The 25,052-nt window shown below is 48.7% G+C and carries 19 protein-coding genes and 1 tRNA gene; 17 read left to right on the top strand and 3 right to left on the bottom strand.

All coding sequences use genetic code 11. The features are described 5' to 3' along the window. Nucleotides 1-270 precede the first annotated feature (270 nt). Nucleotides 271-1,161, bottom strand: coding sequence for a methylenetetrahydrofolate reductase [NAD(P)H] (gene metF / locus ACJMM9_RS09965; RefSeq protein ID WP_405326273.1), 891 nt, complete (start codon nt 1,159-1,161; stop codon nt 271-273). A 220-nt stretch (nt 1,162-1,381) separates the two neighbouring features. Here metF and ACJMM9_RS09960 point away from each other — a divergent pair. Further along, a tRNA-Arg gene (locus tag ACJMM9_RS09960) sits at nt 1,382-1,455 on the top strand. A 215-nt stretch (nt 1,456-1,670) separates the two neighbouring features. Here ACJMM9_RS09960 and ACJMM9_RS09955 read toward each other — a convergent pair. Together ACJMM9_RS09955 and fliB are read right to left on the bottom strand one after the other, a co-directional pair. After that, complete coding sequence (locus tag ACJMM9_RS09955) at nt 1,671-2,219, bottom strand: TlpA disulfide reductase family protein (RefSeq protein WP_254917450.1); 549 nt, start codon at nt 2,217-2,219, stop codon at nt 1,671-1,673. 139 nt (nt 2,220-2,358) lie between these two features. Further along, nucleotides 2,359-3,411 carry a flagellin lysine-N-methylase gene (gene fliB, locus ACJMM9_RS09950; RefSeq protein ID WP_405326271.1) on the bottom strand — a complete coding sequence of 351 codons (1,053 nt, stop codon included), beginning with the start codon at nt 3,409-3,411 and terminating at the stop codon, nt 2,359-2,361. A 301-nt stretch (nt 3,412-3,712) separates the two neighbouring features. Here fliB and ACJMM9_RS09945 point away from each other — a divergent pair, with 301 nt between their 5' ends. The 16 genes from ACJMM9_RS09945 to ACJMM9_RS09870 all read left to right on the top strand — a co-directional run bounded on the left by ACJMM9_RS09945 (nt 3,713) and on the right by ACJMM9_RS09870 (nt 25,002). Then, on the top strand, nt 3,713-4,186 hold the full coding sequence (locus ACJMM9_RS09945) for a division/cell wall cluster transcriptional repressor MraZ (RefSeq protein ID WP_088640768.1): 474 nt from the start codon (nt 3,713-3,715) through the stop codon (nt 4,184-4,186). Continuing rightward, nucleotides 4,176-5,189 (top strand): 16S rRNA (cytosine(1402)-N(4))-methyltransferase RsmH, encoded by a 1,014-nt coding sequence (rsmH, locus tag ACJMM9_RS09940; protein WP_405326269.1) that lies wholly within the window; start codon nt 4,176-4,178, stop codon nt 5,187-5,189. The genes ACJMM9_RS09945 and rsmH overlap by 11 nt, the downstream gene beginning before the upstream one ends. Then, nucleotides 5,186-5,503: a hypothetical protein gene (locus ACJMM9_RS09935; RefSeq protein ID WP_405326267.1), complete on the top strand. Its 318-nt coding sequence runs from the start codon at nt 5,186-5,188 to the stop codon at nt 5,501-5,503. The genes rsmH and ACJMM9_RS09935 overlap by 4 nt, the downstream gene beginning before the upstream one ends. Then, complete coding sequence (locus ACJMM9_RS09930) at nt 5,496-7,382, top strand: penicillin-binding transpeptidase domain-containing protein (RefSeq protein WP_405326265.1); 1,887 nt, start codon at nt 5,496-5,498, stop codon at nt 7,380-7,382. The genes ACJMM9_RS09935 and ACJMM9_RS09930 overlap by 8 nt, the downstream gene beginning before the upstream one ends. Nucleotides 7,383-7,399: 17 nt before the next feature. Continuing rightward, on the top strand, nt 7,400-8,803 hold the full coding sequence (locus tag ACJMM9_RS09925) for a UDP-N-acetylmuramoyl-L-alanyl-D-glutamate--2,6-diaminopimelate ligase (RefSeq protein WP_405326263.1): 1,404 nt from the start codon (nt 7,400-7,402) through the stop codon (nt 8,801-8,803). Next, entirely contained in the window at nt 8,790-10,175 is a 1,386-nt protein-coding gene (gene murF / locus ACJMM9_RS09920) for a UDP-N-acetylmuramoyl-tripeptide--D-alanyl-D-alanine ligase (protein WP_405326259.1), read from the top strand. Before ACJMM9_RS09925 ends, murF begins: the two co-directional genes overlap by 14 nt. A 20-nt stretch (nt 10,176-10,195) precedes the next feature. Beyond that, on the top strand, nt 10,196-11,368 hold the full coding sequence (locus ACJMM9_RS09915; RefSeq protein WP_405326256.1) for a putative peptidoglycan glycosyltransferase FtsW: 1,173 nt from the start codon (nt 10,196-10,198) through the stop codon (nt 11,366-11,368). Next, a complete protein-coding gene (gene murG, locus ACJMM9_RS09910) occupies nt 11,365-12,435 on the top strand; it encodes an undecaprenyldiphospho-muramoylpentapeptide beta-N-acetylglucosaminyltransferase (RefSeq protein WP_405326254.1) in 1,071 nt (356 codons plus the stop codon). Before ACJMM9_RS09915 ends, murG begins: the two co-directional genes overlap by 4 nt. Beyond that, nucleotides 12,435-13,817, top strand: a complete 1,383-nt coding sequence (murC, locus tag ACJMM9_RS09905) for a UDP-N-acetylmuramate--L-alanine ligase (protein WP_405326252.1) — start codon at nt 12,435-12,437, stop codon at nt 13,815-13,817. The genes murG and murC overlap by 1 nt, the downstream gene beginning before the upstream one ends. A 17-nt stretch (nt 13,818-13,834) precedes the next feature. Then, nucleotides 13,835-14,656 carry a cell division protein FtsQ/DivIB gene (locus ACJMM9_RS09900; RefSeq protein ID WP_173354525.1) on the top strand — a complete coding sequence of 274 codons (822 nt, stop codon included), beginning with the start codon at nt 13,835-13,837 and terminating at the stop codon, nt 14,654-14,656. Next, nucleotides 14,649-15,890, top strand: a complete 1,242-nt coding sequence (ftsA, locus tag ACJMM9_RS09895; RefSeq protein ID WP_088640778.1) for a cell division protein FtsA — start codon at nt 14,649-14,651, stop codon at nt 15,888-15,890. The genes ACJMM9_RS09900 and ftsA overlap by 8 nt, the downstream gene beginning before the upstream one ends. A 32-nt stretch (nt 15,891-15,922) precedes the next feature. Next, the gene (ftsZ, locus tag ACJMM9_RS09890; protein WP_405326250.1) at nt 15,923-17,572 is read left to right on the top strand and encodes a cell division protein FtsZ; all 1,650 of its coding nucleotides are present in this window, start codon (nt 15,923-15,925) and stop codon (nt 17,570-17,572) included. Nucleotides 17,573-18,302: 730 nt separating this feature from the next. Beyond that, the gene (locus ACJMM9_RS09885) at nt 18,303-19,826 is read left to right on the top strand and encodes a hypothetical protein (protein WP_405326248.1); all 1,524 of its coding nucleotides are present in this window, start codon (nt 18,303-18,305) and stop codon (nt 19,824-19,826) included. Between the two features lie 114 nt (nt 19,827-19,940). Further along, nucleotides 19,941-21,680 (top strand): FISUMP domain-containing protein, encoded by a 1,740-nt coding sequence (locus ACJMM9_RS09880; RefSeq protein WP_405326246.1) that lies wholly within the window; start codon nt 19,941-19,943, stop codon nt 21,678-21,680. A gap of 116 nt (nt 21,681-21,796) precedes the next feature. Continuing rightward, nucleotides 21,797-22,981, top strand: a complete 1,185-nt coding sequence (gene purT / locus ACJMM9_RS09875) for a formate-dependent phosphoribosylglycinamide formyltransferase (protein ID WP_405326244.1) — start codon at nt 21,797-21,799, stop codon at nt 22,979-22,981. An 80-nt stretch (nt 22,982-23,061) separates the two neighbouring features. Continuing rightward, entirely contained in the window at nt 23,062-25,002 is a 1,941-nt protein-coding gene (locus ACJMM9_RS09870) for an InlB B-repeat-containing protein (RefSeq protein ID WP_405326242.1), read from the top strand. The last annotated feature ends 50 nt before the right edge of the window (nt 25,003-25,052 follow it).

The raw sequence follows: 25,052 nt of genomic DNA, 5'->3' as shown, positions 1-25,052 counted from the left end.
TGATTCTTTTTGACGTAAAATTTTAATGTTGTCTGCAATAAAAAGGGGCTTTTTTAGCTTTTTGTGAGCGAAAATCTGTAAAAATGCTGTCTTGGGGATACAAAAACAGGGCTAAAAGCGAATTTTTAGCCCTGTTTAATGTAAAATTAGATACTTTGTCTGAAAATTTACGTCAAAAACTCAGTTCTAGTTGCTTTTTTTACGTAAAAAATGCCGAAAATTAAAAATTTGCTTTGAAAGTGCAGGTTTGGGCGCTTTCAATACAAATTCTTACCCTGCGAAGTTCTTGCCGAGGATGGCTGAGACGTTCTTGAGGATGCCTTCGGCGACGTCTGGCTTGTTCATGGAATAGACGTGGACGTTCGTGATGCCGTTGGCGTAGAGGTCGATGATCTGGTCGGTGGCGTAGATGATGCCGGCCTGCTTCATGGCGTCCGGATCGCTGCCGAACTTGTCCACGAGCGACTTGAAGCGCTGCGGCATGAACGAACCCGAAAGCTTGATGGCGCGTTCGACCTGGTTTGCGTTTGTAATCGGCATGATGCCGGGGAGCACCGGGCAGTTCACGCCTGCGTCGCGGAGCTTGTAAAGGAAGCTGAAGAACAGGTTGTTGTCGAAGACCATCTGTGTGGTGAGGAAGTCGGCGCCAGCATCGACCTTTTCCTTGAGGTGCTTGATGTCGTCAGCCTGGTTGGCGCTTTCCGGGTGCTTTTCGGGGTAGCAGGCGGCGCCAATGCAGAAGTCGGAATCGCTTGCCTTGAGTTCACGGATGAGTTCGACGGCGTGATGGTAGTCGCAATCGCCACGGCCGTTTGCAATGAGTTCCGGCGTGAGGTCGCCACGGAGCGCCATCACGTTCTTGATGCCGGCGGCTTTCATGTCCTCGATGCGCTGGTGGATGGTTTCCTTGGTGCTCGAAATGCAAGTGAGGTGCGCGAGCATCGGAATGTTGAAATTGTACTTGAGGTTTTTCGCAATCTCGAGCGTGTACTGGCTCACGCCACCGCCTGCGCCATACGTGACGCTCATGAATGCGGGTTTAAGCTTTGCAATCGCTTCGGTAGCAGCTTTAACGTTTTCAAAACTCGTTTCTTTCTTGGGCGGGAACACCTCGAAGGAGAGGCTCATCTTGTCTTGCTTCAGGATGTCGATAATCTTCATTGTATCTCCGTGTAACAGTCGGCTTTGCGCTGTTGTTTTGCTGAACAATGCCTAGTGTTACGCTTTGGGTTTATGCAAATATTTAAATTCATGCATAAATGTAAATAAATTTCCCGACAATGGCAATGGGAATTGCGTAAAATTTTTGGAGAGATTGGTTGTGTTTGTTGCGTAATTTGACGAAAAATCAAATTATTTACTATATTGTGTGCTCACAAACGCCGTCGTAGCTCAGTTGGATAGAGCAGTTGCCTTCTAAGCAACGGGTCGTGGGTTCGACTCCCGCCGACGGTATGAAAAAGGCTCCCGCATGGGAGCCTTTTTCATACCGTCTGACGCCACAGGAGAAGCCATGTTCGACTACGGCGTAAGGCGAATGATGCGCCGACAAGCTTGCTTGTCGGCATATCTGAGCCGCAGCCGGAGCAACTCCGCTTGCGGAGTTGCCTCCCGCCGACGGTAAAAAATACCCCGGCTTTAGTGCCGGGGCTGCTAAAAATGGGGAACAATTACTTCTTCAAAATGGTGTTCAGTGTTGCGCGCAAATGGTTCATGTTCGCTTCGTTGAGTGTCTCGTAGCGGTAGAATGTACCGTCTTTTTGCACGAGGTAGACGACCGGAATGTAGCCTGTGCCGTAGGCCGGCCCAAACTTGCTGTCTGTATCCTGGAATACCGGGATGACGGCATGATACTGGTCGATGAACAAGCGGATATCGTTCTTCTTGATGCCGCCATTCAGGCCGATGGCAATGCCCGTAAGTCCCTTGGATTCATATTCCCTGATAAGGTTCTGGATTTCAGGGAAGTGCTTTTGGCAATGCGGGCACTTCGGGCTGAAATAGTAAATGAGCAATGGGCGGTTGCTGAAATGGCTGAACAGAATGCCCGGATCGCTGATACCTGAAAGATGCTTGGAAAAGTCCATCTTCATCGGCTTGTTTGTTGTAGAATCCATCATCAATTTGATATCGGCGACCTGTGGCTCTGGTGCAAGCTGCGCGAAACTCATTGCTGCAGCGAAAGCAATCAAACTGAAAATGCGGATAAGCATATACATACTCCTAAAATCTTTTTGAGGTTCTACGGACCTCAACTTAAACATGTTGTAAAATACCAAAAAATAGAGAGCTGAATTGTGATTTTACGCAAAAATAGGGAAAAATATTGTAAAAAAACATCATTTCTGCACTTTGCCGCTATTCCTTCAGGATCCTCTTGAAAATATGTGTTGAAAAAGCCGGATTTTCCATGAATTCCTGTTCAAAAATGTCCATAATTTCTTCGGAATATTCGGTTTGTTTGCTGAGTAGCTTGATGGCGGAAATTTTAGCAGATGGTGTAGCGCCGGTGGCGTTTGCAAGTATGTTGCCGAATCTTTGGAGCATTATCCAGAAGTATAATGTGAATTTTACTTTGGTAAGATTGTTCCCGTCAAAAAGACTTTTGCCGTAGTAGCGGTAAAGCAAATAGGCGATGATTTTTTCGCTCTCGTCTTCTGTGTACAAACTTGTGCTTGCTTTGCTCCAGTTGCTTTGTCTTACGAGCTTGTAGGCGGCGCTCCATGCAGGGCCAAAGCTATCGCCCTTACCGAGAAGGTCTATCCACGACTGGTGGATGTTGTTTGAAATTTCTTTGTCTGTAATTTCGGCGGCGGGGCTTTCCTCTTCTGGAATGTCGAAACCGCTAGTTTCTACGGCGTAATCAAGCAGCTCGACGAGACGTTCTTTTAGCGGACGATCGTGATTGGCGAGGATTGCGAATAAATTCTCTCTTTCGTTGAAAATGGCATCGCGGGCTTCGATCGCGTCTTCGGGAATCTCGTCTGGAATGTCGTCGGTTTCGCGCTCGACAAACGCAATGGGCGAGGTGGCGGTTCCTTTGCTCTCGAACAGCAGTCGCGCGGCCTCTTCACAGCAAAGGCCGAGACCTTTTTCCATGATGTCTCCGTAGACTTCGACGAATCGCGGGTGCTCACGGCAAATATCGCATAAACTGGATTCTCCGAGATGGCAAATCATGTCGCAGAGTCCGTCCCGTCTTAAAAAGGGGCAACGGTCGCCAGGCAATAATTTGAAATGATCGTCCACGATGTTTTGGCGGAGAATGTCGCCGATGTCACCTTTGATGGCTTTGTAGCGTTGGGCGCTTTTTTCGTCAATGTCTATTTCCCAGCCGATGCAACAGGTATCGGTGCATTTCCCGGCGATGCACTGGAAAGAATCGTAAAAATCAGGAACACGGAGAATCATGGTATAAAATTAGGAATTCGGATTGAGGAATTAGGAATTGGTTGTAGAAAAATGTGTTTCGCAAATAACTAATGACCATTGACTAATGGCTGACAACTACATTCTAACAAAAAACTTACGTAAATATTATCTCGAAGTGATTTAAACTTGCTCAAATGAGCAAAATTTTGTGTAAAACTTTTCACAAAAAGCGAGAAAAATATGCTTTTTTTAAGCTCGACCCTGGTTTTCTATTGCCACGGTGGTAGAAAGTGGGTATATTTGTGGTGTGTGATAAGTGTTGTGGTAAAATGTGTCAAATATGAATTTCACTTCTTTCATAGGACAAGCCCAAACGGCGATCGATGGAAAGGGAAGGACCTCCTTCCCTAGGGAATTCCGTCGTCAGCTTTCGGCGTCCGAAGGGAATGAGTTCGTGGTCACCCGTGGCCCGGACCGCACCCTCCGGTTGTTCGTCCTACCTGAGTTTGAGAAATTCATGGCGGACTTGGATGCTAGGTCCGACCGCCGTCAAGCCGATTTAGTTCGGAGAGGCCTCTGCCCCACAGTCGTGGAGATGGATGGCCAGAATCGCATTTTACTCCCCAAGATTTTGCTGGAGTATGCCGGCCTTAAAGACGAAGTTCTTTATGTCCAGGCCAGCGGTAAAACTCTCGAATTATGGAATCCTGAACGTTACAACGAAAAGTATGGCTTACAGACAAATGAAGCTATCGACGCTTTCGATGCCGCGTTCTATGGTGAAGGCTTGACGGAGGGGGATAATGGCAGATAAAGATCTCCGCAAGTCAGTACATGTCAATGAAATTTCCGAAGCCGCGGTCGCTGGAGTTCAAGGGAGAGAATTCTATCACGATCCGGTAATGCTCCAGGAATGCCTTGAAGGTTTGAACATCAAGGCTGACGGAGTGTATGTGGACTGCACCCTTGGCGGTGGCGGCCACTCTTATGCTATTGCCCAAAAGTTGAATGAGGCGGGAACGCTCCATGCTTTTGACCGCGACGATGAGGCGGTCCAGTTTGCAACGAAGCGCCTTGCTGGTGTTCTCCCCAAGTTTATTGTCCATCCGGTTCCGTTTGCCGAACTCGGAAACGAAATTGAACCGAATACGATTGACGGAATCCTTTACGATCTCGGCATTAGCAGTCATCAGGTGGATGACTCTAGCCGTGGTTTTACGTTTGTAGGCGATAATCCGCTCGATCTCCGCATGGACCGCCGCGAAAACGTGTCTGCCCAGGAATGGCTCCGCACGGTAAGCGAAGATGATTTTGCTGCTGCGCTCCGCAAAAATGCCGATATGGATCGTGCGTTCAAGCTTGCGACCCGTATCAAGGAAAAAGTGGGAGAAATTGCCACCGAAGGTCGCGATGTGCTCCCGAGCGATATCAAGTCCGTTGTCGAGGCGGTGTTCCCGGACAAACGCCGTGACGCCAATAGCCTTTTGGCCCGCGTGTTCCAGGCCATCCGCATGGAAGTGAATGGCGAACTCAAGCAGATCGAGAATAGTCTCCGCGCTGCTGTGGATTGCCTGAAGGTGGGTGGCCGCCTCGTGGTGATGAGTTACCATTCCGTGGAAGACCGCTGCGTCAAGGAAACGGCGGCAGAATTTGAAAAAGCATGCATTTGCCCGGAAAACTTGCCGGTCTGCATGTGCGGTGGAAACCACCAGCGTTTGAAAAAGGTGAACCGTAAGCCGATTTTGCCCTCGGCCGATGAAATCAACAGGAACAGCCGGGCTCGTTCTGCAAAATTAAGGATCTATGAAAGAGTATGATCGATAATGTGCAGAATGAATCCGTTAAGTCAGGGAAGCATGGTCTTATGGGTATAGTGCTTCTGTTTGTCCTTGTCGGCTCGATGGTCAGTATGATTCCTGTGTACATGCAGAATCGTATCAATCGTCTTTACGGTACGTTCTATGGTCTCAAGGAAAAGGCGAGCTTGCTCAATCGCGAAATTCTTTTGAAGAATTACGAGATCAACAAGCTTTCGTCGATAAATCACCTTTCGAAGTTTGCGGAACGCGCAGGGCTTGGCCTTAACGCCGTCCCGGTTAAAATCATGATAACAGGGGGGACGAATGAATAAGTTCGGTGCTGATCCTCTGTTTATTTTGAAGAGCCTTGTGCTTTGTACGATTGGCGTACTGATTTTGCAGACCTTTGATATCCAGGTTTTGAATCGCAATGTCTATCAGGTGAATACGCGGTCTATGGTAACGCATACGAAGAATTTGTATGCAGAACGTGGCACGATTATGGACCGCAATGGGATTGTTTTTGCCGAAAGCATGCGTGATACGAGCGATAATCTGGGATACAGTCGCTTGTTCTTGCAAGGGTCGCTTGCTTCGCAGATCGTGGGGAAGGTTGGCTACGATGGCAGCGGCAGCATGGGCATGGAAAAAATTTTCAATGACAGCTTGCGCGGTGACGATGGCATTCGCCTGAGTATCCAGGACGTAAAGAGGCGCGAGGTTCATTCGCGTTCGAAGAATGTTGTTGAAGCAAAATCTGGCTTGAATCTCGTGTTGACGATTGACCGCAATATGCAGGAAATTGTCGAGAAAGCTTTGAAGGATGGCGTTGCCGAGTTCATGGCGACGAGCGCAAGTGCTGTTGTCGTGGACCCGTATACAGGTGAAATCCTTGCGATGGCAAGCTATCCGACATTTGACCCGAATTCCAAGAATCAGGGTGTCGATCGCGCTGGAAAAAACGAGATTGTTTCGATGTCGTACGAGCCTGGATCTACGTTCAAGGTGATTACGGCTGCAGCTGCTCTTGAAAACAATGTGGTTAGCCCGCTCAAGGTTTTTGCAAATGAAGGTCGCTGCTGGCAATGGAATCCGAGGTCCGAAAAGATTTGCGATACCCACGTCTACGGTGATATGGATATGAGCGAGGCTATGGTGCAGTCTTCGAATATCGTATTTGCAAAGATTGCCTCTGAAGTGGGTGCCGTGCGGATGCAGAAAATGGCTCGCGCTTTTGGTATTGGAGAAAAGGCTTTTGACAATTACATTGGCGAAGAAAATGGAAGGCTCTTGACGCCTGCGGAACTGACTCGCGATGATAGAACTTTAAAGACGATGGGCTTTGGCCATGCTGTTTCTGTAACGCCGATCCAGATGGTCATGGCGTATGCCGCTATTGCTAATGGCGGTAAGCTCATGCGCCCGCAGATTGTGAAGGAATGGCGCAATTCTAATGGCGATGTTGTCAAAAGGATTGAACCGATGGAAATCCGCAGGGCCGTTTCTGAAAAGACGGCCGCATCGATTCGCAAAATGCTCAATCGCGTGGTGAATAGCGGTACTGCAAAGAAGGTTGCTTCGCAGAAGCTTAACGATGTGCTGTTTGGCGGCAAGACGGGTACGGCTGAAAAGTACAACCGCGAGACTCGTTCTTATGACCGCAATTCCCAGGTGGCATCGTTTATTGGCCTTGCCCCGTCTGAAGATACGCGCTATGTGTGCCTGGTGCTTGTGGATGATCCGCAGGGAAAACATGTGGGCGGTCTCACCGCAGGTCCGATTTTCCGCCGCATCATGGAAGGTATTTATTACCATCCGTCACTTTCTCCACTGGCTCATAACCTGAAACAGGTGAAACTCGGTTCTCCTTGTGACAGGGATTTTGCCGGGATGACGGCGACGTCGGCTAAGGATTATGCTAAAAAGAACAAGTGCCCGGTTCGTTTCGAAGGCAAGGGTCTCCGCGTGATTTCGGAACGTGTGGATGCGGGTCTGGTGAATGGAAAGACGCTTGTGCTTGGCGATGCTGTTGCGCACAGGATGCCCAACTTGCAGGGACTTTCGTTAAAGGATGCTCTCGAAGTGATGGGGAACATCCGCATGAATGTTGAATATACAGGAAAGGGACGCGTTGTAGCCCAGGAGCCGAAGGCCGAAGAAGCTTTGCGGAAGGGCGCTATTTGCAAGCTTACCTTAAAGGAGAAAAGCTGATGATTTCGGAAGGACTTATGGAAAAGTTATCCGTGACGGGGCTTTGTGATGATTCCCGCCGTGTAAAACCGGGGAATTTGTTCTTCTCCATCCCGGCGGAAGGCTACGAGGCTTTTGCCCGCAGTGCAATTGCTGCCGGTGCCGTTGCTGTCGTGGGCGAGACGATGGCTCCCGAAGGACTTACGTCCAAGTGGATCCAGGTGCCTGACGTGAAGGCCGCCCGCCTTGAAGCTGCAAGAATTTTCTACAAGGATCCGTTCAGTAAGCTCACGTGCCATGCCATTACGGGAACGAACGGCAAGACGACAAGTGCATTCCTCATGAATGCGATGCTCGAAGCGGAAGGCCGTAAGACAGCCTTGCTTGGCACCATCAAGAACAAGATTGGCGACAAGTCCGTGCCGGCTTCGCTTACGACTCCGGGTCTTTTGGACCTTTATGAATTTGCTTCCCGCGCTGTGGCTGAAGGCTGCACCGACCTTGTGATGGAAGCATCTTCGCATTCGCTTCACCAGGGCCGTGTCGCAGGTATCAAGTTTAGAAGTGGACTTTTTAGCAACCTGACGCAGGACCATCTTGATTACCACAAGACGATGGATGCCTATTTCGAAGCGAAAAAGTTGCTTTTTACGAAGTATCTCGCCGAAAATGGTGTGGCCGTCATCAACATTGACGACGCCCATGGCGAACAGCTCTTTAATTCTCTCGACTGCCGCAAGGTGGCTGTGTCGAGACTCGGCAAGGCGAAGGCTGACGTGAAGCCGTTTGGTGAAATCAAGAGCACCGAAGACGGTCTTGAATTCACGCTCCCGATGATTGCTACAGAAAAGTTCGAAACTCCGCTCTGCGGCGACTTTAACGTAGACAACTTGCTTTTGGTGCTTGCTTGGGCCCACGCGCTTTGTGTGCCTGAAAATGCCATGCGCAAGGCGATTGCAACCGTGCGCGTTCCGGGCCGCTTTGAAAAGGTCTGGAGCAAGGACGGCAAGCATGTGATTGTCGATTACGCCCACACGCCGGATGCTCTTGAACGTGTGCTGAATGTGGCCCGTAGCCTCTGCCGCGGCAAGCTTTCGACCGTATTTGGCTGCGGTGGCGACCGCGACAAGACGAAGCGCCCGATCATGGGTGGCATTGCCGAACGCATTGCAGACAAGGCTTGGCTCACGTCGGACAATCCGCGTACCGAAAAGCCCGCAGATATCATCGCTGACGTTCGCGCCGGCATGACGACGGACAAGTTTGAAGTGGTCGAAAACCGCGAAGAAGCCATCATTCGCGCCTGTGCAGAACTCAAGAGCGGCGACTGGCTAGTAATTGCGGGCAAGGGCCATGAGGATTACCAGATTATTGGTAAGACCAAACATCATTTTGACGATCGCGAAATCGCGGTGAAGGCGATGACTGATGCTGAAGCTTGATTTGACAATTGCAGAAATGCTCAAGATTCTGGAAACCGAAGCTGTCGGTGTTCCGGCCCGCACCTTGAAACGCAAGGTGAATCTCTGCATGGATTCTCGTGAAAGTGCTAAGGGCGTTGTCTTTTGGCCGATTAAGGGTGCTCGCTTTGACGCCCACCAGTTTGTATCTCAAATGGAAAAGGATGGAGCTTTGATGAGCGTTGTAAACCAAACTGCTATCGATCCGAATTTCAAGATGTACGCTCCAGTCGATGATACGACGAAAGCCCTCTTGAAACTTGCCAAGGGCTATCAAAGACTTTTCAAGTTGAAGAAGGTCGCCATTACAGGTAGTAACGGCAAGACCACTACAAAGGAAATGACAAAGGCTGTGCTTTCGATGAAGTTCAATACCCATGCGACAAAGGGGAACTTCAATAACCATATCGGTGTTCCGATGACGCTTTTCCAGCTGAAGCATAGCCATGAAGCTGCTGTTGTCGAAATGGGCACAAGCGGCCCGGACGAAATCCGCCCGCTTTCCTTGGCTACGGAACCGGATATTGCCGTGATTACGAACATTGGCGCAAGCCATCTCGAACGCCTTGGCGATCTGGACGGCGTGTTCAACGAAAAGATCAATATTGTCGCAGGCCTCAAGAAGGGCGGTACGCTGATCGTGAACGCCGATGACGAGCGCCTCTGCAAGGTGAAGGCGACCAAGAATTACAAGGTCGTGACGTTCGGTGTTCGCCGTGGTATCCTCAAGCCTGAAAAGCTCAAGTGGACTGAAAATCTCTGCGCTGATTTCTACATCGGCCGTACGCATTTTGTGTTGAATGTCCCGGGCGACCATAACCTTTATGACGCTCTTGCTGCAATCGCTGTGGGTGAGGCTCTCCGTATTCCGAAGAGTGATATTGCAAAGGCTTTGGCTGGCTTTACCTCCACAAGCATGCGCATGGAAATCAAGGCCGCAAACGGTTTCAAGGTGATTTCGGACTGCTACAATGCAAACCCGTCTTCGACGAAGATGGCGCTCCAGACGCTTGGCAACATGCGTGTCGAAGGCAAGCGCATTGCGGTGCTTGGTGACATGCTTGAACTCGGCAAGGAAAGTGGCAATTTGCACAAGCAGATAGGGACTTTGGTTCCTGAAATGAATTTTGACGTGCTCCTCGCCGTTGGCAAGGAAGCTAAGAAATATGTTGAAGGGGCGAAGTCTCGCGGTATGAAAAATGTCCAGTACTTCGAAACCGTCCCGGAAGTCATCAGCCATTTGAGCGAAACGGTTGCGGAAGGCGACATCCTTTTGGTGAAGGGGAGTCGCGGCATGCACATGGAACAAGTGGTCGATGCGCTCCTCCACATGGTGCCCGTGTTCAAGATTTAGGATAAGGTTTACAGGTTAAGATGTCTAACGCACAGTCCACAGGAATGAACAAACTGTTGATGTTTGTCACACTAATGTTAGTGTGCTTTGGCTGTGTTGTTGTCTATTCGGCATCGGCACCTGTGGCTTTGTCGAAAAATTTGCCCGCAGAGCATTATCTCCTGGCTCATCTCAGCAAGGTCTTGGCATCTGTCGTCATTATTGGCGTGTTCTATAAGATTGATTATGCGTTGTGGAAGGTGACGTCACGTGTGATTTTTGGTGTCGGCGCCGTTCTTACGCTTGCAGCTATTGTTTCTGGGGGCGAGGTGAAAGGTGCTTCTCGCTGGATCTTTGGTATACAGCCCTCCGAGATTATGAAGTTTGGCTTTATCACATGGGTTTGCGCGAAGCTCTCGGATGCGGGTGATGAAATCAAGTCGCTCAAGTGCTCGATTATCCAGCCTGCCGTACCTCTCGGAATTGCCGCGATTTTGCTTCTTTGCCAGCCGAATTACTCGATGCTGATCATGTTCTGCACGTTGTTACTCGTTTTGCTCTTTATTGCAGGTGCAAACTATAAGTATGTAGGTTTGAGTGTCCTTGTGAGCGTTCCGATGGGAATTATCGCAATGCTTTTAAAATCCCATACCCGTATGCGTATTCTTGCCTTTTTCTCTGATGAAGGCGCCATGAAAAATTCGCAGTACCAAGTGGATCATGCTCTCGAAGCGCTTGGAAATGGCGGAGTCTTTGGAAGAGGCGTTGGCATGGGTGAACAGAAACTCGGCTATTTGCCTGAAGCTTATAAGGATGTTGTTTACGCGTCGATTGGCGAGGAATTTGGCTTTATCGGTACATTTGCCGTTTTGATTGCTTTCGCGATTCTTTTCTCGCAGGGTTACAATATTGCAAGGTCTTCGACGACGCGTTTTGGCAGGTATATGGCTGTAGCGCTTACGACATCGCTTTTCATGAATTTTGTCATTCATGTGTGCGTGTGCGTGAGGCTTATTCCGGCGACAGGTCAGCCGCTTCCGTTCCTGAGCTTTGGCGGAACGAACTTGTTGTTGTCGGCGGCTTTTATTGGAATTTTGTTGAATATTTCTCGCCCGACAAGTGGCAAGAGCATCCGTGAACCCTATATGAGTAGTACGCTTTCTTTTGATACGGGTCGGTTTATGAATTTTAGGACAAGAAGGAGTTCTATATGAAAAAGTTCCTCTTTGTTTGCGGTGGCACTGGTGGCCATATTTTCCCGGCAGTGGCTATTGCCGAAAGCTTGAAGAAGATGGGTGTTACTCAGATTACGTTTGCTGGCCGTAAGGATTCCATGGAAGAACGCCTTGTGGCAAAGAACTGGCCGTACGAATACATTTCGGCCGTTCCGCTGCACCGTGGACCGTTCCTCAAAAATTTGGCTTTGCCGTTCAACTTGACAAAGTCCTTGATCCGTGCCAAGAGCGTCGTAAAGAAAGTGGCGCCGGATGTCGTGATTGCAACAGGTGGCTATGTTTCGCTCCCGATTGTCCTTGCCGCAGGTTCTATGGGAATTCCTGTTTATTTGCAGGAACAGAATGCTGTTGCCGGTATTGCAAACAAGGTTGGCGCCCGCTATGCAAAGACAGTCTTTGTCACGTCTGAAGAAGCGATGAAGGGCTTCCCGATTGAAAAGACGCGCATTCTCGGCAATCCGATTCGCGATTTGCCGTCTGCGGATTCCTTAGCCCGTCCGGTGGAATTTCGTGAAGGACGCAAGGCTGTGTTTATCGTTGGCGGTTCCCAGGGTGCCGTGGGTATCAACAACAAGATTGAAGAAAGCATTGGCCGCATTGCCGCCCACGAAGATATCAGCGTGGTCTGGCAGGTGGGTGTAAAGAATGTCGATAGCATCAACGAACGCCTTGGCATTTTGCCGAACGTCGCTGTGCGTGGCTTCTTGGACAACATTTATGCTTACATGAAGCATGCCGACTTGATTATCAGCCGTGCAGGTGCGTCGGGACTTGCAGAAATCCTTGCATTTGGCAAGCCTTCCATTTTGCTCCCGTACCCGCATGCTACCGCAAACCATCAGGAACACAATGCCCGCGTGGTCGAGAAGGCTGGCGCTGCTCTCGTGGAACTTGATGATGAACCGAATGATCTTTGGAATAAAGTAGAAGCACTCCTTTATGATCCGGAGCGCTTGAAGCAGATGGGCGAAGCCGCTGCAACGCTTGGCATGCCTGATGCCGCTGACCAGATTGCGAAAATTATTCTGGATATGGAGAGATCGTAATGCAGATTAATGATTGTAAACGTGTTCGTCGCCTTCATTTTGTGGGTATCGGTGGTGCCGGTATGTCCGGTATTGCCGAAGTGCTCCATGAAAACGGTTTTGTGGTGACGGGTTCCGATATGGGCGAAGGCGCTGTCATCGACTATTTGAAGGACCTTGGCATCCGTATTGACTCGAAACACGAAGCAAAGAATGTCGTAGATGCGGACTTGGTCGTTTATTCTTCTGCCATTCCGTTTGACAATCCGGAACTTGTCGAAGCTCGCAATCGCCGCATTCCGGTGATTCGCCGCGCTGAAATGCTTGGCGAACTGATGCGCCTCAAGTACACGCTCTCTATTGCCGGTACGCATGGCAAGACCACGACGACGTCAATCGTTGGCGCCATCTGGGAAGAAGCTGGTCTTGACCCGACGATTATTGTCGGTGGCATTGTGAAGGGCAAGTGCAGTGGCGCAAAAGTGGGCCACGGCGACTACCTCATTGCAGAAAGCGACGAGTTTGACCGTAGCTTCCTTTCGATGATGCCGTCTTCGGCGATCATCACGAACATCGATGCCGACCATCTCGATACTTACGAGAACATCGACGCCATCAAGGATGCGTTCACGCAGTTTGCAAACAAGATCCCGTTTTACGGCCAGGTGATTGTATGCCTTGACGATCCGAACGTGCAGCAGATCTTGTCGCACTTGAAGAAGCCGGTGATTACGTACGGCTTTACTCGCCAGGCGAAGTACCGCGTTGAAAATCTCAAGTTCGTGAAGGGCTATCCGCAGTTTGAAATCTTGAATGATGGCAAGAGCCTCGGCGAATTCAAGCTCCAGATTCCGGGCCGTCACAATGTGCTGAATGCGACTGCCGCTGTGGCTCTCGCTGTCGAAGAAGGCATTTCGATCGAGGTTGCCCGCAAGGCCGTGGCTGCATTCGAAGGTGTGAAGCGCCGCTTTGAATTCATCGGCGAAAAGAACGGCGTCATGGTATTTGACGATTACGCTCACCATCCGACGGAAGCGACTGCAACTTTGCTCGGATTCCGCGAAGCATTCCCGGACAAGCGCATCATTGTCGCTTTCCAGCCGCACTTGTTTACGCGTACCCGCGACCAGCATGAAGCTTTTGGTAGCGCCTTTGCAAACTGCGATGTGCTCCTGGTGACCGATATCTATCCGTCCCGTGAAAAGCCGATTGAAGGCGTGACCGGTGCGATGGTTGCTAACAGCGCCGCTGACCGTGGTCATCGCGATGCTCGCTTTATCGGTGACTTGAACAACTTGATTCCGGTTTGCAAGGACTTGCTCAAGCCGAACGATGTGATCGTTCTGATGGGTGCCGGCAACATCTGGAAGCTTGGACAGACGATTTTGGAGAAAAGCATTTGACTTTAGAAGAAACAACAATGTTCGGTCGACGGATCGGATACAACGAACGCAAGCGCAAGCGTAAGCGTGCCCGTATGAGACGGATGCGCGTGGCTGGCGTCGTCCGTTGGTATAAGCGTAAGGGCTGGGTTTTGACCTTGCTCCTTATTGTGGCTACCGTCGCGCTGTGGCAGAGTCGTTTCTATCTACACCAGATCAATCCGCTTGAACTTAGGCATTTGCAGTACATCGAAATCGAGGGCAATCGTATGCTTTCCTGGGAAGATGTGGTGCAGAGCGCACAGGTTGAAACGGGCATGCTCATGTCGGAACTGGATGCCGACTCTGTCAAGAAATCGCTCTTGCAGATTCCGCTCATCCATTCTGCCGAAGTGGAAAGCAAGTTTCCTTCGTCGCTTTACATCAAGTTGCAGGAAGCATCGCCAATCGTGTCCGTCCTCGAAGGAGGCAAGGGGACAGTCTATTCTGAACGTGGACTCTCGCTCCCGATGTCGATGATGACGGCTTTGCATTTGCCGATTCTTGAAAATGAATCGGTAGGGAAGGTAAAGCTTGTAGCCCAGTTCCTGTTTGCCATGCGTAAGGAGGATAAGCCTCTTTATGACCGCGTGTCGCAAGTGGGGTGGTCGGAGAAGGATAAGGCTTTTGAAGTGTTCTTTAAGGATGCCGGATTCCGCGTGATGTTTCCGGAATCGAACTGGGACAAGGATTTGTTTATGTTGTATGATGCTATCGGAAAGGGCTTTAGAAAAGATCTCCTTTGTGCTAGCGAGGTTGATATGAGATTTCATGGATTTGCGTATATAAAAAACTTTGATAAGAGGTGTATCAATGGATGACGATAAGCAAATAGTCAAAAAAGAGGACTACATTTTCGGGCTTGATATTGGTGCCTCGAAAGTGAATTTGTTCGTTGGCATCTCGGAAGGTGAATCCGTCCGAGTCGTGGAATGCGGGGACTTTCCGCTGGAATCGTCTGACGAATACGATTCCGTTGTGGAAACGCTGCAAAAGGCCGTCCATGTGCTTGAATCATCGGCGGGTGTCGATGTGCGCGATGTCTATGTGGGCATCGCAGGAAAACATGTGTCCTCGTTTAGCTACAAGGGCCTGGTGACGCTTCCGACAAACGAAGTGCGCGATGAAGACATTATCAATGTTCAGCGTCAAGCAAGTACGCTCCCGGATAAGGCTGGCGAAATCATCCATATCTTCCCGGGTGAATATACGCTGGACGACAGAACGGGTATCCGCAATCCGAAAGGCTATTCCGGCCGTCGCTTGGGAGTTGAAGTTCAGGTGGTTACCTCACGCCCGAACGCTCTCCAGGATATTGCCAAGTGCGTGAACCGTGCGGGCCTCAACGTGGCGGGCTTTGTCCTCGAACCGCTCGCTGCTGCGTCTGCCGTTCTGTCTGATGACGAACGTGAACTTGGTGTCGCATTGATTGATATTGGCGCTGGTTCTGCCGACGTGGCTGTGTTTGTCAAGGATTCCGTGCGCTATACGGCTTCGCTCGACATTGCTGGCAACATTATTACAAGCGATATTAGCAAGTGCCTCAAGGTTCCGGTTTCTCTCACGAAGGCCGAAGAACTCAAGAAGAAGTATGGCACCTGCTCGCTCAACAATTTGATTGAAGATGAAACCTTCCCGGTTCCAGGTGTGGGCGACCGTGGAGAAGTTCTTTGTTCCCGTAAACTATTGGCTCAAATTATTACTGCGCGTGTTGCAGAAATCTTCAAGCTTTTGGCGAAGGACTTGGAAAAGCACCACCTTGATACGGTCATTGATGGCGGTATCGTCCTTACGGGTGGCTGCTGCAACCTTGCTGGCATTGAAGAAATTGCAGCTAAAGTATTCAAGAAGCCAGTGCATATTGGCAAGCCGAGAGGCATGAGCGGCATTCAGGAAGCTTTCCAGAATCCCTCTTATGCAACTGGCATTGGCCTTTTGTACTACGCGAACAAGAAACATCGCGAAAAGAAACAGCGTGATACAGATACCCAGTTGCTCGTTACTGTAAAGAAGGGTATGCAGCGTATTCGCGACATCTTTAAGACTTACTTTTAACCGTTAAACCACTCAAATCAGGGAGATAAACTATGAGTGACTTTGAAAACATCAACTTCGAGGCTAAGTCTCGTATCACGGGCGATGACGCTCCATCCAGAAATGCTAAGGTCAAGGTGTTTGGCGTCGGCGGTGCCGGCGGCAATACTGTGAACCGCATGAAGCAGATGAATATTGAAGGTGTAGAATACTACGCCATCAATACTGATGCTATGGCTTTGGATCAGAGCCTCGCCGACCACAAGATTCTTATCGGTGAAAAGAGCACGAGAAATCTCGGTGCTGGTATGGACCCGGAAATGGGCCGCAAGGCTGTCGAAGAAAACATCGATGACTTGAAGAAGTCTATGATGGGTGCGGACCTCGTGTTCGTTACGGCAGGCATGGGCGGTGGTACCGGTACGGGTGCTGCTCCGATCGTTGCTACTGTGGCACGTGAACTTGGCATCCTTACGGTTGCCGTTGTCACGAAGCCGTTCCGCTTCGAAGGTAATGTCCGTAATTCCTTGGCTCAGAATGGCGTTCGCGCTCTCCGCGAAGCAGCCGATACGATCATTGTTATCGAAAACAAGAAGCTCTTGAACCTCATCCAGAACACGAACAAAAATGCAACTGTCGATGAAGCTTTCAAGATGGCCGACGAAATCCTCGGCAATGCAGTGCAGAGCATCTGCAGCATTATGTTCCGTCATGGTCTTGTTCACGTTGACTTTGCTGATATCCGCAAGGTCATGCTCAAGGGTGGTTCCGCTCTCATGGGTACGGGTACGGCTGAAGGCGAAGGCCGCGGTGTTGCCGCTGCCGATGCAGCTCTTTCTTCTCCGCTTCTCGAAGACATCGATATCCAGGGCGCTTCTGGCGTGCTTATCAACGTTTCTCACGGCGAAAACTACTCCTTGCTCGAACACAACGAAGCCATGGAACACATCTACGACGCTGTGGGCGAAGAAGGCAACCCGAACATCATCGTCGGCGATATCACTCTTCCAGAACTTGGCGACAAGGTTTGCATTACCATTATCGCAACGGGTTGCGGTGGCACGAACAACGCTGCTGCCGTGAACTATGCTGGTATCGGTTCTGCTGCTTATCAGCAGGCTCAGACTCAGACTTATCAGGCTGCTGCCGCTCCGGTACAGGCTGCAACTCCGCGTCCGACCACTAACTTTGTGGCTCTCGCAGGCCGTGCTACGGCTGCCATGCCGACCGCTCCGATGGCTGCTGCTCCGACGGTTGCTGCTCCGGCTGTCACTCAGCGCGTTGTCCCGGCTACAGCTCCTGCTGCTCCGTCTTACATGGCTCCGCAGAACACTTATGCTAGCGCAGCTCGCCAGGCCGCTCCGGTGAACACGGCTGCCGCCATGTTTGCTCCGGCATCTTCTTTCGCTTCTCCGAGCTTTGACGTTAAGGCCGGTTATGCAGAAGAAGCTGTTGCTACAAAGACTGTTCGTGAAACAGAAGAAATGCCGGGTGTTGCTGAAGCAGATCCGCTTTCTAATGGCAACTATGCAAGCTCTTTCAAGCAGGAATCTCGTCCGGCTCAGACGGAACAGGTGAGTGCTGTAGATTATGACACTCCGGCTTTCATGCGTAACCAGAAGGCTCCTGAAGACGCTCTTAAGGAAAGCAATGTCGATTATGACTTGCCGGCCTTTATGCGTATGAATTCTGACTTGTTCTAATCGTGAATAACGATTAGCCTTACATTGCAATAACGAAATTCGACCTGGTGCGTTCGAAGTTTTCGAGTGCGCCTTCGAGAAAGAACACACACACACGGGTGCGTGAGTGCGCACCCACCACAACACAAGGGATCACCCGGGTCTCCCTGCCTGGGTGGTCCTTATCGTGTCCGCTCGGCTCTTTTGTAATACGAGACTTCGTCTTCGCCTCGCTCTCGCCACCATGCCTCGTTAATACGAGACACTTGTGGCTCACGGCGTGTCCGCTCGGCTCTTGTGCGATACGAGACTCCGACTTCACCTCACTCTCGCCAACACGGCATGCTTACGCCGTGCCGCTTATGGCTCACTAATGCGCACCGCTCGGCTCTTTTGTAATACAAGACTCCGTCCTCGCCTCGCTCTCGCCACCATGCCTCGTTGATACGAGGCACTTGTGGCTCACGGCGTGTCCGCGCTGCTTCATGCTTGATTTGTCATGCCCGCCTTGAGCTCTTTGATCACTTAGTGCTCTGACGCTTTGCGTCAGCATCTTCGGCTCAATCATAACAGTCTGCAAGCAGCCTGTCGCGACACTCGCCTTGAATGCTACTAGCACTTATGTGAGCATGATCCGCGTATGGGGAGGGCATCTCCTTGCCCCTAATTTGTCATTCCGGCCTCGGTGCCGGAATCACCTTTTTAATACATTTATATTATGTTATCTCGTGCGTTATTGTTTGCTTGTTTGATGGCGGTGGCTGTGTTTGCCTCGGCTGAAAATCTTTCTGAAAAGTCTGCGGAAAAGGTTGGCTATTTCCAGATTGGGACTGATTTCAATTTCGGCTTCAACGGCGGTCCTACGGATCCAATGTTTGCTGTGGATACTGCTGAAAAATATGGCGTCAACTGGCGCGGGCTTCGGATTCCGCTGGAGACGGCTCGCAATTACGAGGAACACATCAGTCCGTTTTTTACGCTCAGTTTTCGTGCTGGCTACAAGAATTTTGACTTTTTGCTAGAGGCTCCTTTGCGAAAGGATCTGGAAGCCTGGTTCAATAGTGAACTCAAGACGAACTTTACTTACAAGCCAAGTGAACTCGATATCAATGTTCCGATAAATGCTTATGCTAAATGGGAAAATTCTGTGGGCTTTGTTCAGTTTGGTAGGTTCAATCCCGAGGATTTGAAAATTTCTAAAAATGATGTTTTTATTGGCGGCTTGCCGTATCACGATGGAATCCATTGGAATTTGAATATTGGCATTTTCCGCTATGACTTTTTGCTGAGTTCCTTGAATGCGTGGCTTTTTGACGATGTGATAAATCACGAGACGGGCTGCCCGCCGGAAGGTAGCGAAGCGTATGCCCAAAAATGTACGTCTCCAGGTCGTCAGGTGAGCAACCAGCGCAATCGCACTTATACAGAAAATGTGAAGAACATGGTATTTCACAGATTTGGTGTGGATACGAAAAAGTTCTGGATTTATATTGTTGAACAAAGTGTGATTGGCGGCAAGTCCTTGGAATTCCGCTCCATCAATCCGTTTATGTTTTGGCACGATAATTACGCAACAGGTTATACGTCTGCGGCAACATCTGTAGAGTTTGGTTACAAGACTTCCAACGGTGCAAAGTTCTATAGCCAGATCAATATGGAAGACATTGCAAGCCCGGTCGGTGAAGATAAAAAGATGGGCACGAACCGCTCCATCATCAATTACATGGTGGGTTACTATCATGAACTCGAAACCCGCAATTACGGAAAGTTCTCCTGGCGCTTGGATGTTGTTAAAACTGACCCGGCATCAAACAACAGCAAACTTCCGCTTTTGAAATATACTGGGCGGCGCAATTACCGCAGCAATTATCGCGAACAGGGCGATAGCGATTACGCCGATGCTTATTTTGTGGATTATCCTATTGGCTACCGTCGTGGTTCAGATGCGCTTGATTTGTGGTTTGACATGAACTGGAATTGGAATCATCATTCTGCGACGATGACGCTTGCTTGGCTGCGTCAAGGCGATAAGGAACTTTATACGGACTATGACAAAGCGTTAAAGTCAGAAAAAACTCTTTCAGGGGTCGTCGAAAAACAGTTCCTCGTTGACGTACTTTATGAAAGGGATGTGCGTGAATGGTTTAAGTTCTATGCAGGCGGCGGTTTTCGCGTGTATCGCAATCTCTCGCATGACAAAAAAGAAGATGGCTCGGATGCCTGGATCCGCTCGGGTGTGAAATTCAATTTCAATCCGGTGGACATGAAGTTCTAAGTTTTCTTCCTGTTGGTTGAATTTTTCCTGAATACATTTTTATTACATTTACGTTATAAGATTTTAGAATTAGAATGAATGCGCTGTGAGCGCGTTCTTTTTAGGAGAAAATAAATGAGAAAATATCTTTTGCCATTGTTTGGTTTGACGCTATATTTTACTGCTTGCGAGGATGAACTTGCGCCTGTTTCTGGGAGTGCTGCTGAAACTGTAACGGCGTTCAGTGACTTGGATGAATGCAGCAAAAAAATTATTGGCAAGTTTGTCTACGTGTCCGATTCCGTAAAGGTTTATGCCTGCACGGATGATGGCTGGGCTGCAGTTACCGGCGCTGTTGTCAGTGGCAAGAATGGTAGCAATGGCACCAATGGCAAGAACGGAAAAGACGGTAATGATGGCAAAGATGGTAAAGACGGAAAGTCTTGCACCATGACGGCTTTTAAGGATGGATCGGGATTTGATGTTATCTGTGATGGCAAGTCAATTGGAAGTGTGAAAAATGGTGCGGATGGCGTCAAAGGTAAAGACGGTACTAATGGCTCGAACGGTAAGGATGGAACTTCTTGTTCTGTCGCTAAAGCCGAAGATAGCGATGATGCTGTTGTGACTTGCGGTAAAACATCCGTAACGATTCACAATGGCGTCGATGGTAAACCGGGTGCACCCGGAACCAAAGGCACCGACGGTACGAATGGCTCAAACGGTAGTGACGGCGCCAGCTGCAAGATTGTAAGTGATGTGGATGGTATTGTTCAGATCCAGTGCGGCGAAGGTGATGGTGTGACTTCGACAAAGCTTTACAAGGCTATATGCGGAACAAAACCTTATGACCCTGAAAAAAGTTTCTGCACGGAAGAGGGCAACGCGTACCCACTTTGCAATGGCGAAACTTATGACGTGAAAAAGAAGTTCTGTTCTGAAAAGAAACTTGTTGATCTTTGTGGCGGAGAATCTTATGATCCGTCTAAGGAATTCTGTAATAGAGATAAAGTATATCCTCTTTGCAACGGTAAAACATATGTCCCTGATACATATGAATGTGTTGATGGCGTAGCTGTGCAATTTATCAAGTCTTGCGGTGACGAATTATATAACGCACATGCAAAATTCTGTTTTAACAATAAAACGTATCCTCTGTGTAATGGGGAAGAATATGATGTGGAATTAGAGACTTGCGAAAATGGCAAAAAAGTTGTGGTCTATGAAAAATGCGGTGATGAAAAATTTAAAATAGCAGATGCAGATCACTTGTTCTGTGCTGAATTTGAAAATAAAACCACTGAAGAAAAAACTTATCAGGTTTACAAGTACACGACGATTGAAGTTAAGGATAAAGATTACTCCGAAACTTGGATGGCCGAAAACGTGAATTACAAAACAGATGATAGCTATTGCTATAATGGTGCTGATAAAAATTGCAAAACATATGGGCGACTCTATGCTTGGGATGACGCCCAGAATGTTTGCCCCAATGGTTGGCGCATGCCTAGCTTGGATGAATGGCATATCCTTTTTGATGTTGTTGGTGGTACTTCTGCTGACAATATTTCTGGTAAAGTTCTCAAGTCTGTAGAAGGCTGGAAATATGACAGTCCTGCAACGACGGGTTCTGATAAATATGGCTTTACGGCGCTCCCTGGTGGATTGCAGGTGTATGATGGTGGTATGTTTATGTTTGATGGAATAGATACCGATGCTGTTTTTTGGACTTCTAGTGGTTCAGGATCTGATGGTACTGGACCGAATGCGGTTTATGTGAGAATCTCATATGATAAGGTAACAGCAAATATTGGTTCCTTCTTAAAGGAATCTAGAGTTTCTGTCCGTTGCATAAAAAACGTTGAAAAAAACTAACCGCAAAATCTTATTGTCATGCCCGCCACTTGTCATCCCGGACCCCGTTCCGGGAGGGCATCTCCGTTAATGGTTGCCTAATAATTTTATATTTGTAGTCACAACAAGGAGTTTTTATGGCAGAAATTGGTACACCTCTTAGTTCTACCGCAACGAAGGTTCTTTTTTGCGGTTCTGGCGAACTCGGCAAGGAAGTCATCATCGAAATGATGCGTCTTGGCGTCGAAGTGATTGCAGTGGACCGTTACGCCAACGCTCCGGGCATGCAGGTGGCTCATCGCAGCTACGTGATCAACATGCTCGATGGCAAGGAACTCCGTGCCGTCATTGAAAAGGAAAAACCGGACTACATCGTGCCGGAAGTCGAAGCGATTGCTACGGACACGCTCGTGGAACTTGAAAAGGAAGGCTACAATGTCATCCCGACCGCGAAGGCCACGAAGCTCACGATGAACCGCGAAGGCATCCGCCGCCTGGCTGCTGAAGAACTCGGACTCAAGACGAGCCCGTACCGCTTTGCGGACAACTACGAAGATTTCAAGGCTGCGGTCAAGGAAATCGGCATCCCGTGCGTGGTGAAGCCGGTGATGAGTTCTTCCGGTCATGGTCAGAGCGTCATCAAGACCGAAGCCGATATTGAAAATTCCTGGAACATTTCTCAGACGGGTGGCCGCACTGGTGCCGCCAGCCGCGTGATTGTCGAAGGCTTTGTGCCGTTCGATTACGAAATTACTTTGCTCACGGTCCGTCATGTGGCAGGCACGAGCTTCTTGGAACCGATTGGCCACCACCAGGTGGGCGGCGACTATCAGGAATCTTGGCAGCCGCAGCCGATGAAGCCGGAACTCTTGGAACAGGCAAAGGTGATTGCAAAGAAGGTCACGGACGCTCTTGGTGGTCGCGGCATCTTTGGCGTGGAACTTTTTGTTTGCAAGGAAGAAGTCTTGTTTAGCGAAGTGTCTCCGCGTCCGCACGATACGGGCATGGTGACGCTCATTTCTCAGGACCTCTCCGAATTTGCATTGCACGCACGCGCTATTCTCGGTCTCCCGATTCCGAACATTGCATTCCATGGCCCGAGCGCCTCGAAGGCAATCGTCGTCGATGGCAATTCTGACCATGTGAAGTTCAGCGGCCTCGAAGAAGTTCTTGCAGAACCGGATACGGGCCTTCGCTTGTTCGGAAAGCCGGAACTCAAGGGCCACCGCCGTATGGGCGTTCTCCTTGCTCGTCGCGACACCGTCGAAGAAGCCAAGGCAACCGTCATGGCTATGCGCGAAAAAGTGAAAGTGGAACTTTAATTCGTTCTGAAATTTTTTATTTTATGTAGCATTCTGGCTTTTGTCAGGGTGCTTTTTTGTTGAAAAGAAGGAGGAATTTTATGAAACGATTTTTAATTCTTGCTTTGACTGCTGTGGCTTATGCCGCAAGGACGATTGTGCCGTCGGCTCCCGCACTTGAATCTGATGGTTGCTATGCCATTTCGACTGCTGAAGAACTTTATGGCTTTGCTGACATCGTGAATGCATCCGAAGTTAAGACGGAATGCGGAAAGCTCACCAGGAACATTGTGGTAAATAAACGTAACCAAGATGAAGGTATTTCTGATTGGATTCCCATTCAAATTTTTAGCGGGACTTTTGATGGTCAAGGTCATACTATTGTGGGACTTCGCCATCAAAACTGGACTACGAACGTAGAACCAGCTTTGCCGAATGCGGGCCTCTTTGGCGTTGTTTCCAATAGAGATTCTCAGTCGCCGGTGTATATAAAAAACTTGGTTTTGGAAGATGTAAACTTCTTTGATATAGATAATGGTGGTGGCCTAATTGGAAAAATAGATTCGCTGAGCAAGGAAGTTGTTATTGAAAATTGTGATGTAGAAATCAGCACAGGAGTAAGTAGACTAGAAGAGGATCTCAGAGGATACAGAGGCGGCTTGGTCGGTTTGCACCAAGGTGGAATTCTGACTATTAAGGAATCTCATGTTGTCAGCTATTTCTATGGTGCAGGTTCCAATGCGGGCTTGGTTGGGGGAACTACTGGTACAGTAAGAATTTCTAATTCTTATTGCCACAACAACTTTTCCAGTGCAGCGGAAGCATCTCTCGTTGGTAAGGTGACAAATGCAAATGTGCATATCGAAAACTCCTATGCGCTTTCTAGATTTATACCTAGTGACAGTTGGGAAGGAGTCTATAACATCGTAGGTGAAACGGAGAATTCCTACGTGAAGTACAGTAATGTTTTCCGTATGTATAGCCCGTTTTCTAGAAATAATTCTCTCGAGGGCGTTCACGAGTTTTATGATGAACAGATTGAAGACGGTACCATTGCTAATGTGTTGCATCTTTTTAAAAGCGGAAATACAGATGGAAGTGTGTGGGGGCAAAATGTTGGTACAGACGTACATCCGACCCTTTCAGGAAAAATCGATGGCGGGCCTTCTCTCAAGTTGTCCGCTTTGCACCTGATTACTTATGATGCTGATACGGTGACATACAGTAAACAGTATGTTGAAGGAATTGAGAGTTCGCTTCCCTTGCCCGAACGCAAAGATTATGAATTTGCGGGGTGGTACGATAATGAAAATTTTTACGGTAAATCAACGACGACGATTCCGAAAGATGCTACTGGTGATAAAACGTTTTACGCTAAGTGGTGGCACATTCCAAAGTTTATCAACAATTGCTATGAAATTGCATTGATGGATGAGCTGTATTATTTTGCCAATCTGTATAATAATCAGCAGTATCCTAAAAGTACATGTGTCAAATTAACGGCAGATCTTGTAGATAACAAGAAAGTGATTGTTGAAGGCAAACTCAATTCTGCAGATTCCTTGAAGCTCTATACTTGGACTCCCATTCAAAAATTTAAGGGAACCTTCGATGGCCAGGGACACTCTATTTCGGGCTTGTTCTATGTAGGGGATTATGAAAGTAAAAATGCTGGACTTTTGGGTTCCGTTGGTGAAAAAAATGATGTCACGGATGTCGTGGTTATTAAGAATTTGGGAATAAAGGATTCCTATTTTGAAGGAAGAAGAAAATCGGGAAGTCTTGTTGGTGAATCTGCTAGTGGAACTAATTTGTACGTGTACAATGTCTTTAGCGAATGCGTCATCAATTCTTGGAATAGTGATAATGGTGGGCTGATTGGCGCCTTTAATTTAGAATCTGAAAAACAGTCGCTTTTGTATCTTGTAAATGCTTACCATAAGGGATACGTTAGTGGGTATGATTATGTGGGCGGCCTTGTTGGCAGTATCGAAGATACAAAGGCGTGGACTATGCAGGAGTTTAATAAGAGGGTAGCGTAACTACTATATTCATTGCACATCCCCAAAAGGTAAAGCAATGGCAAAAATCA

This window comes from Fibrobacter sp. (assembly GCF_045112255.1).
Classification (GTDB): domain Bacteria; phylum Fibrobacterota; class Fibrobacteria; order Fibrobacterales; family Fibrobacteraceae; genus Fibrobacter.
The sequence above is the reverse complement of the archived record's forward strand: the minus strand, read 5'-3'. Positions and strand labels throughout refer to the sequence as shown.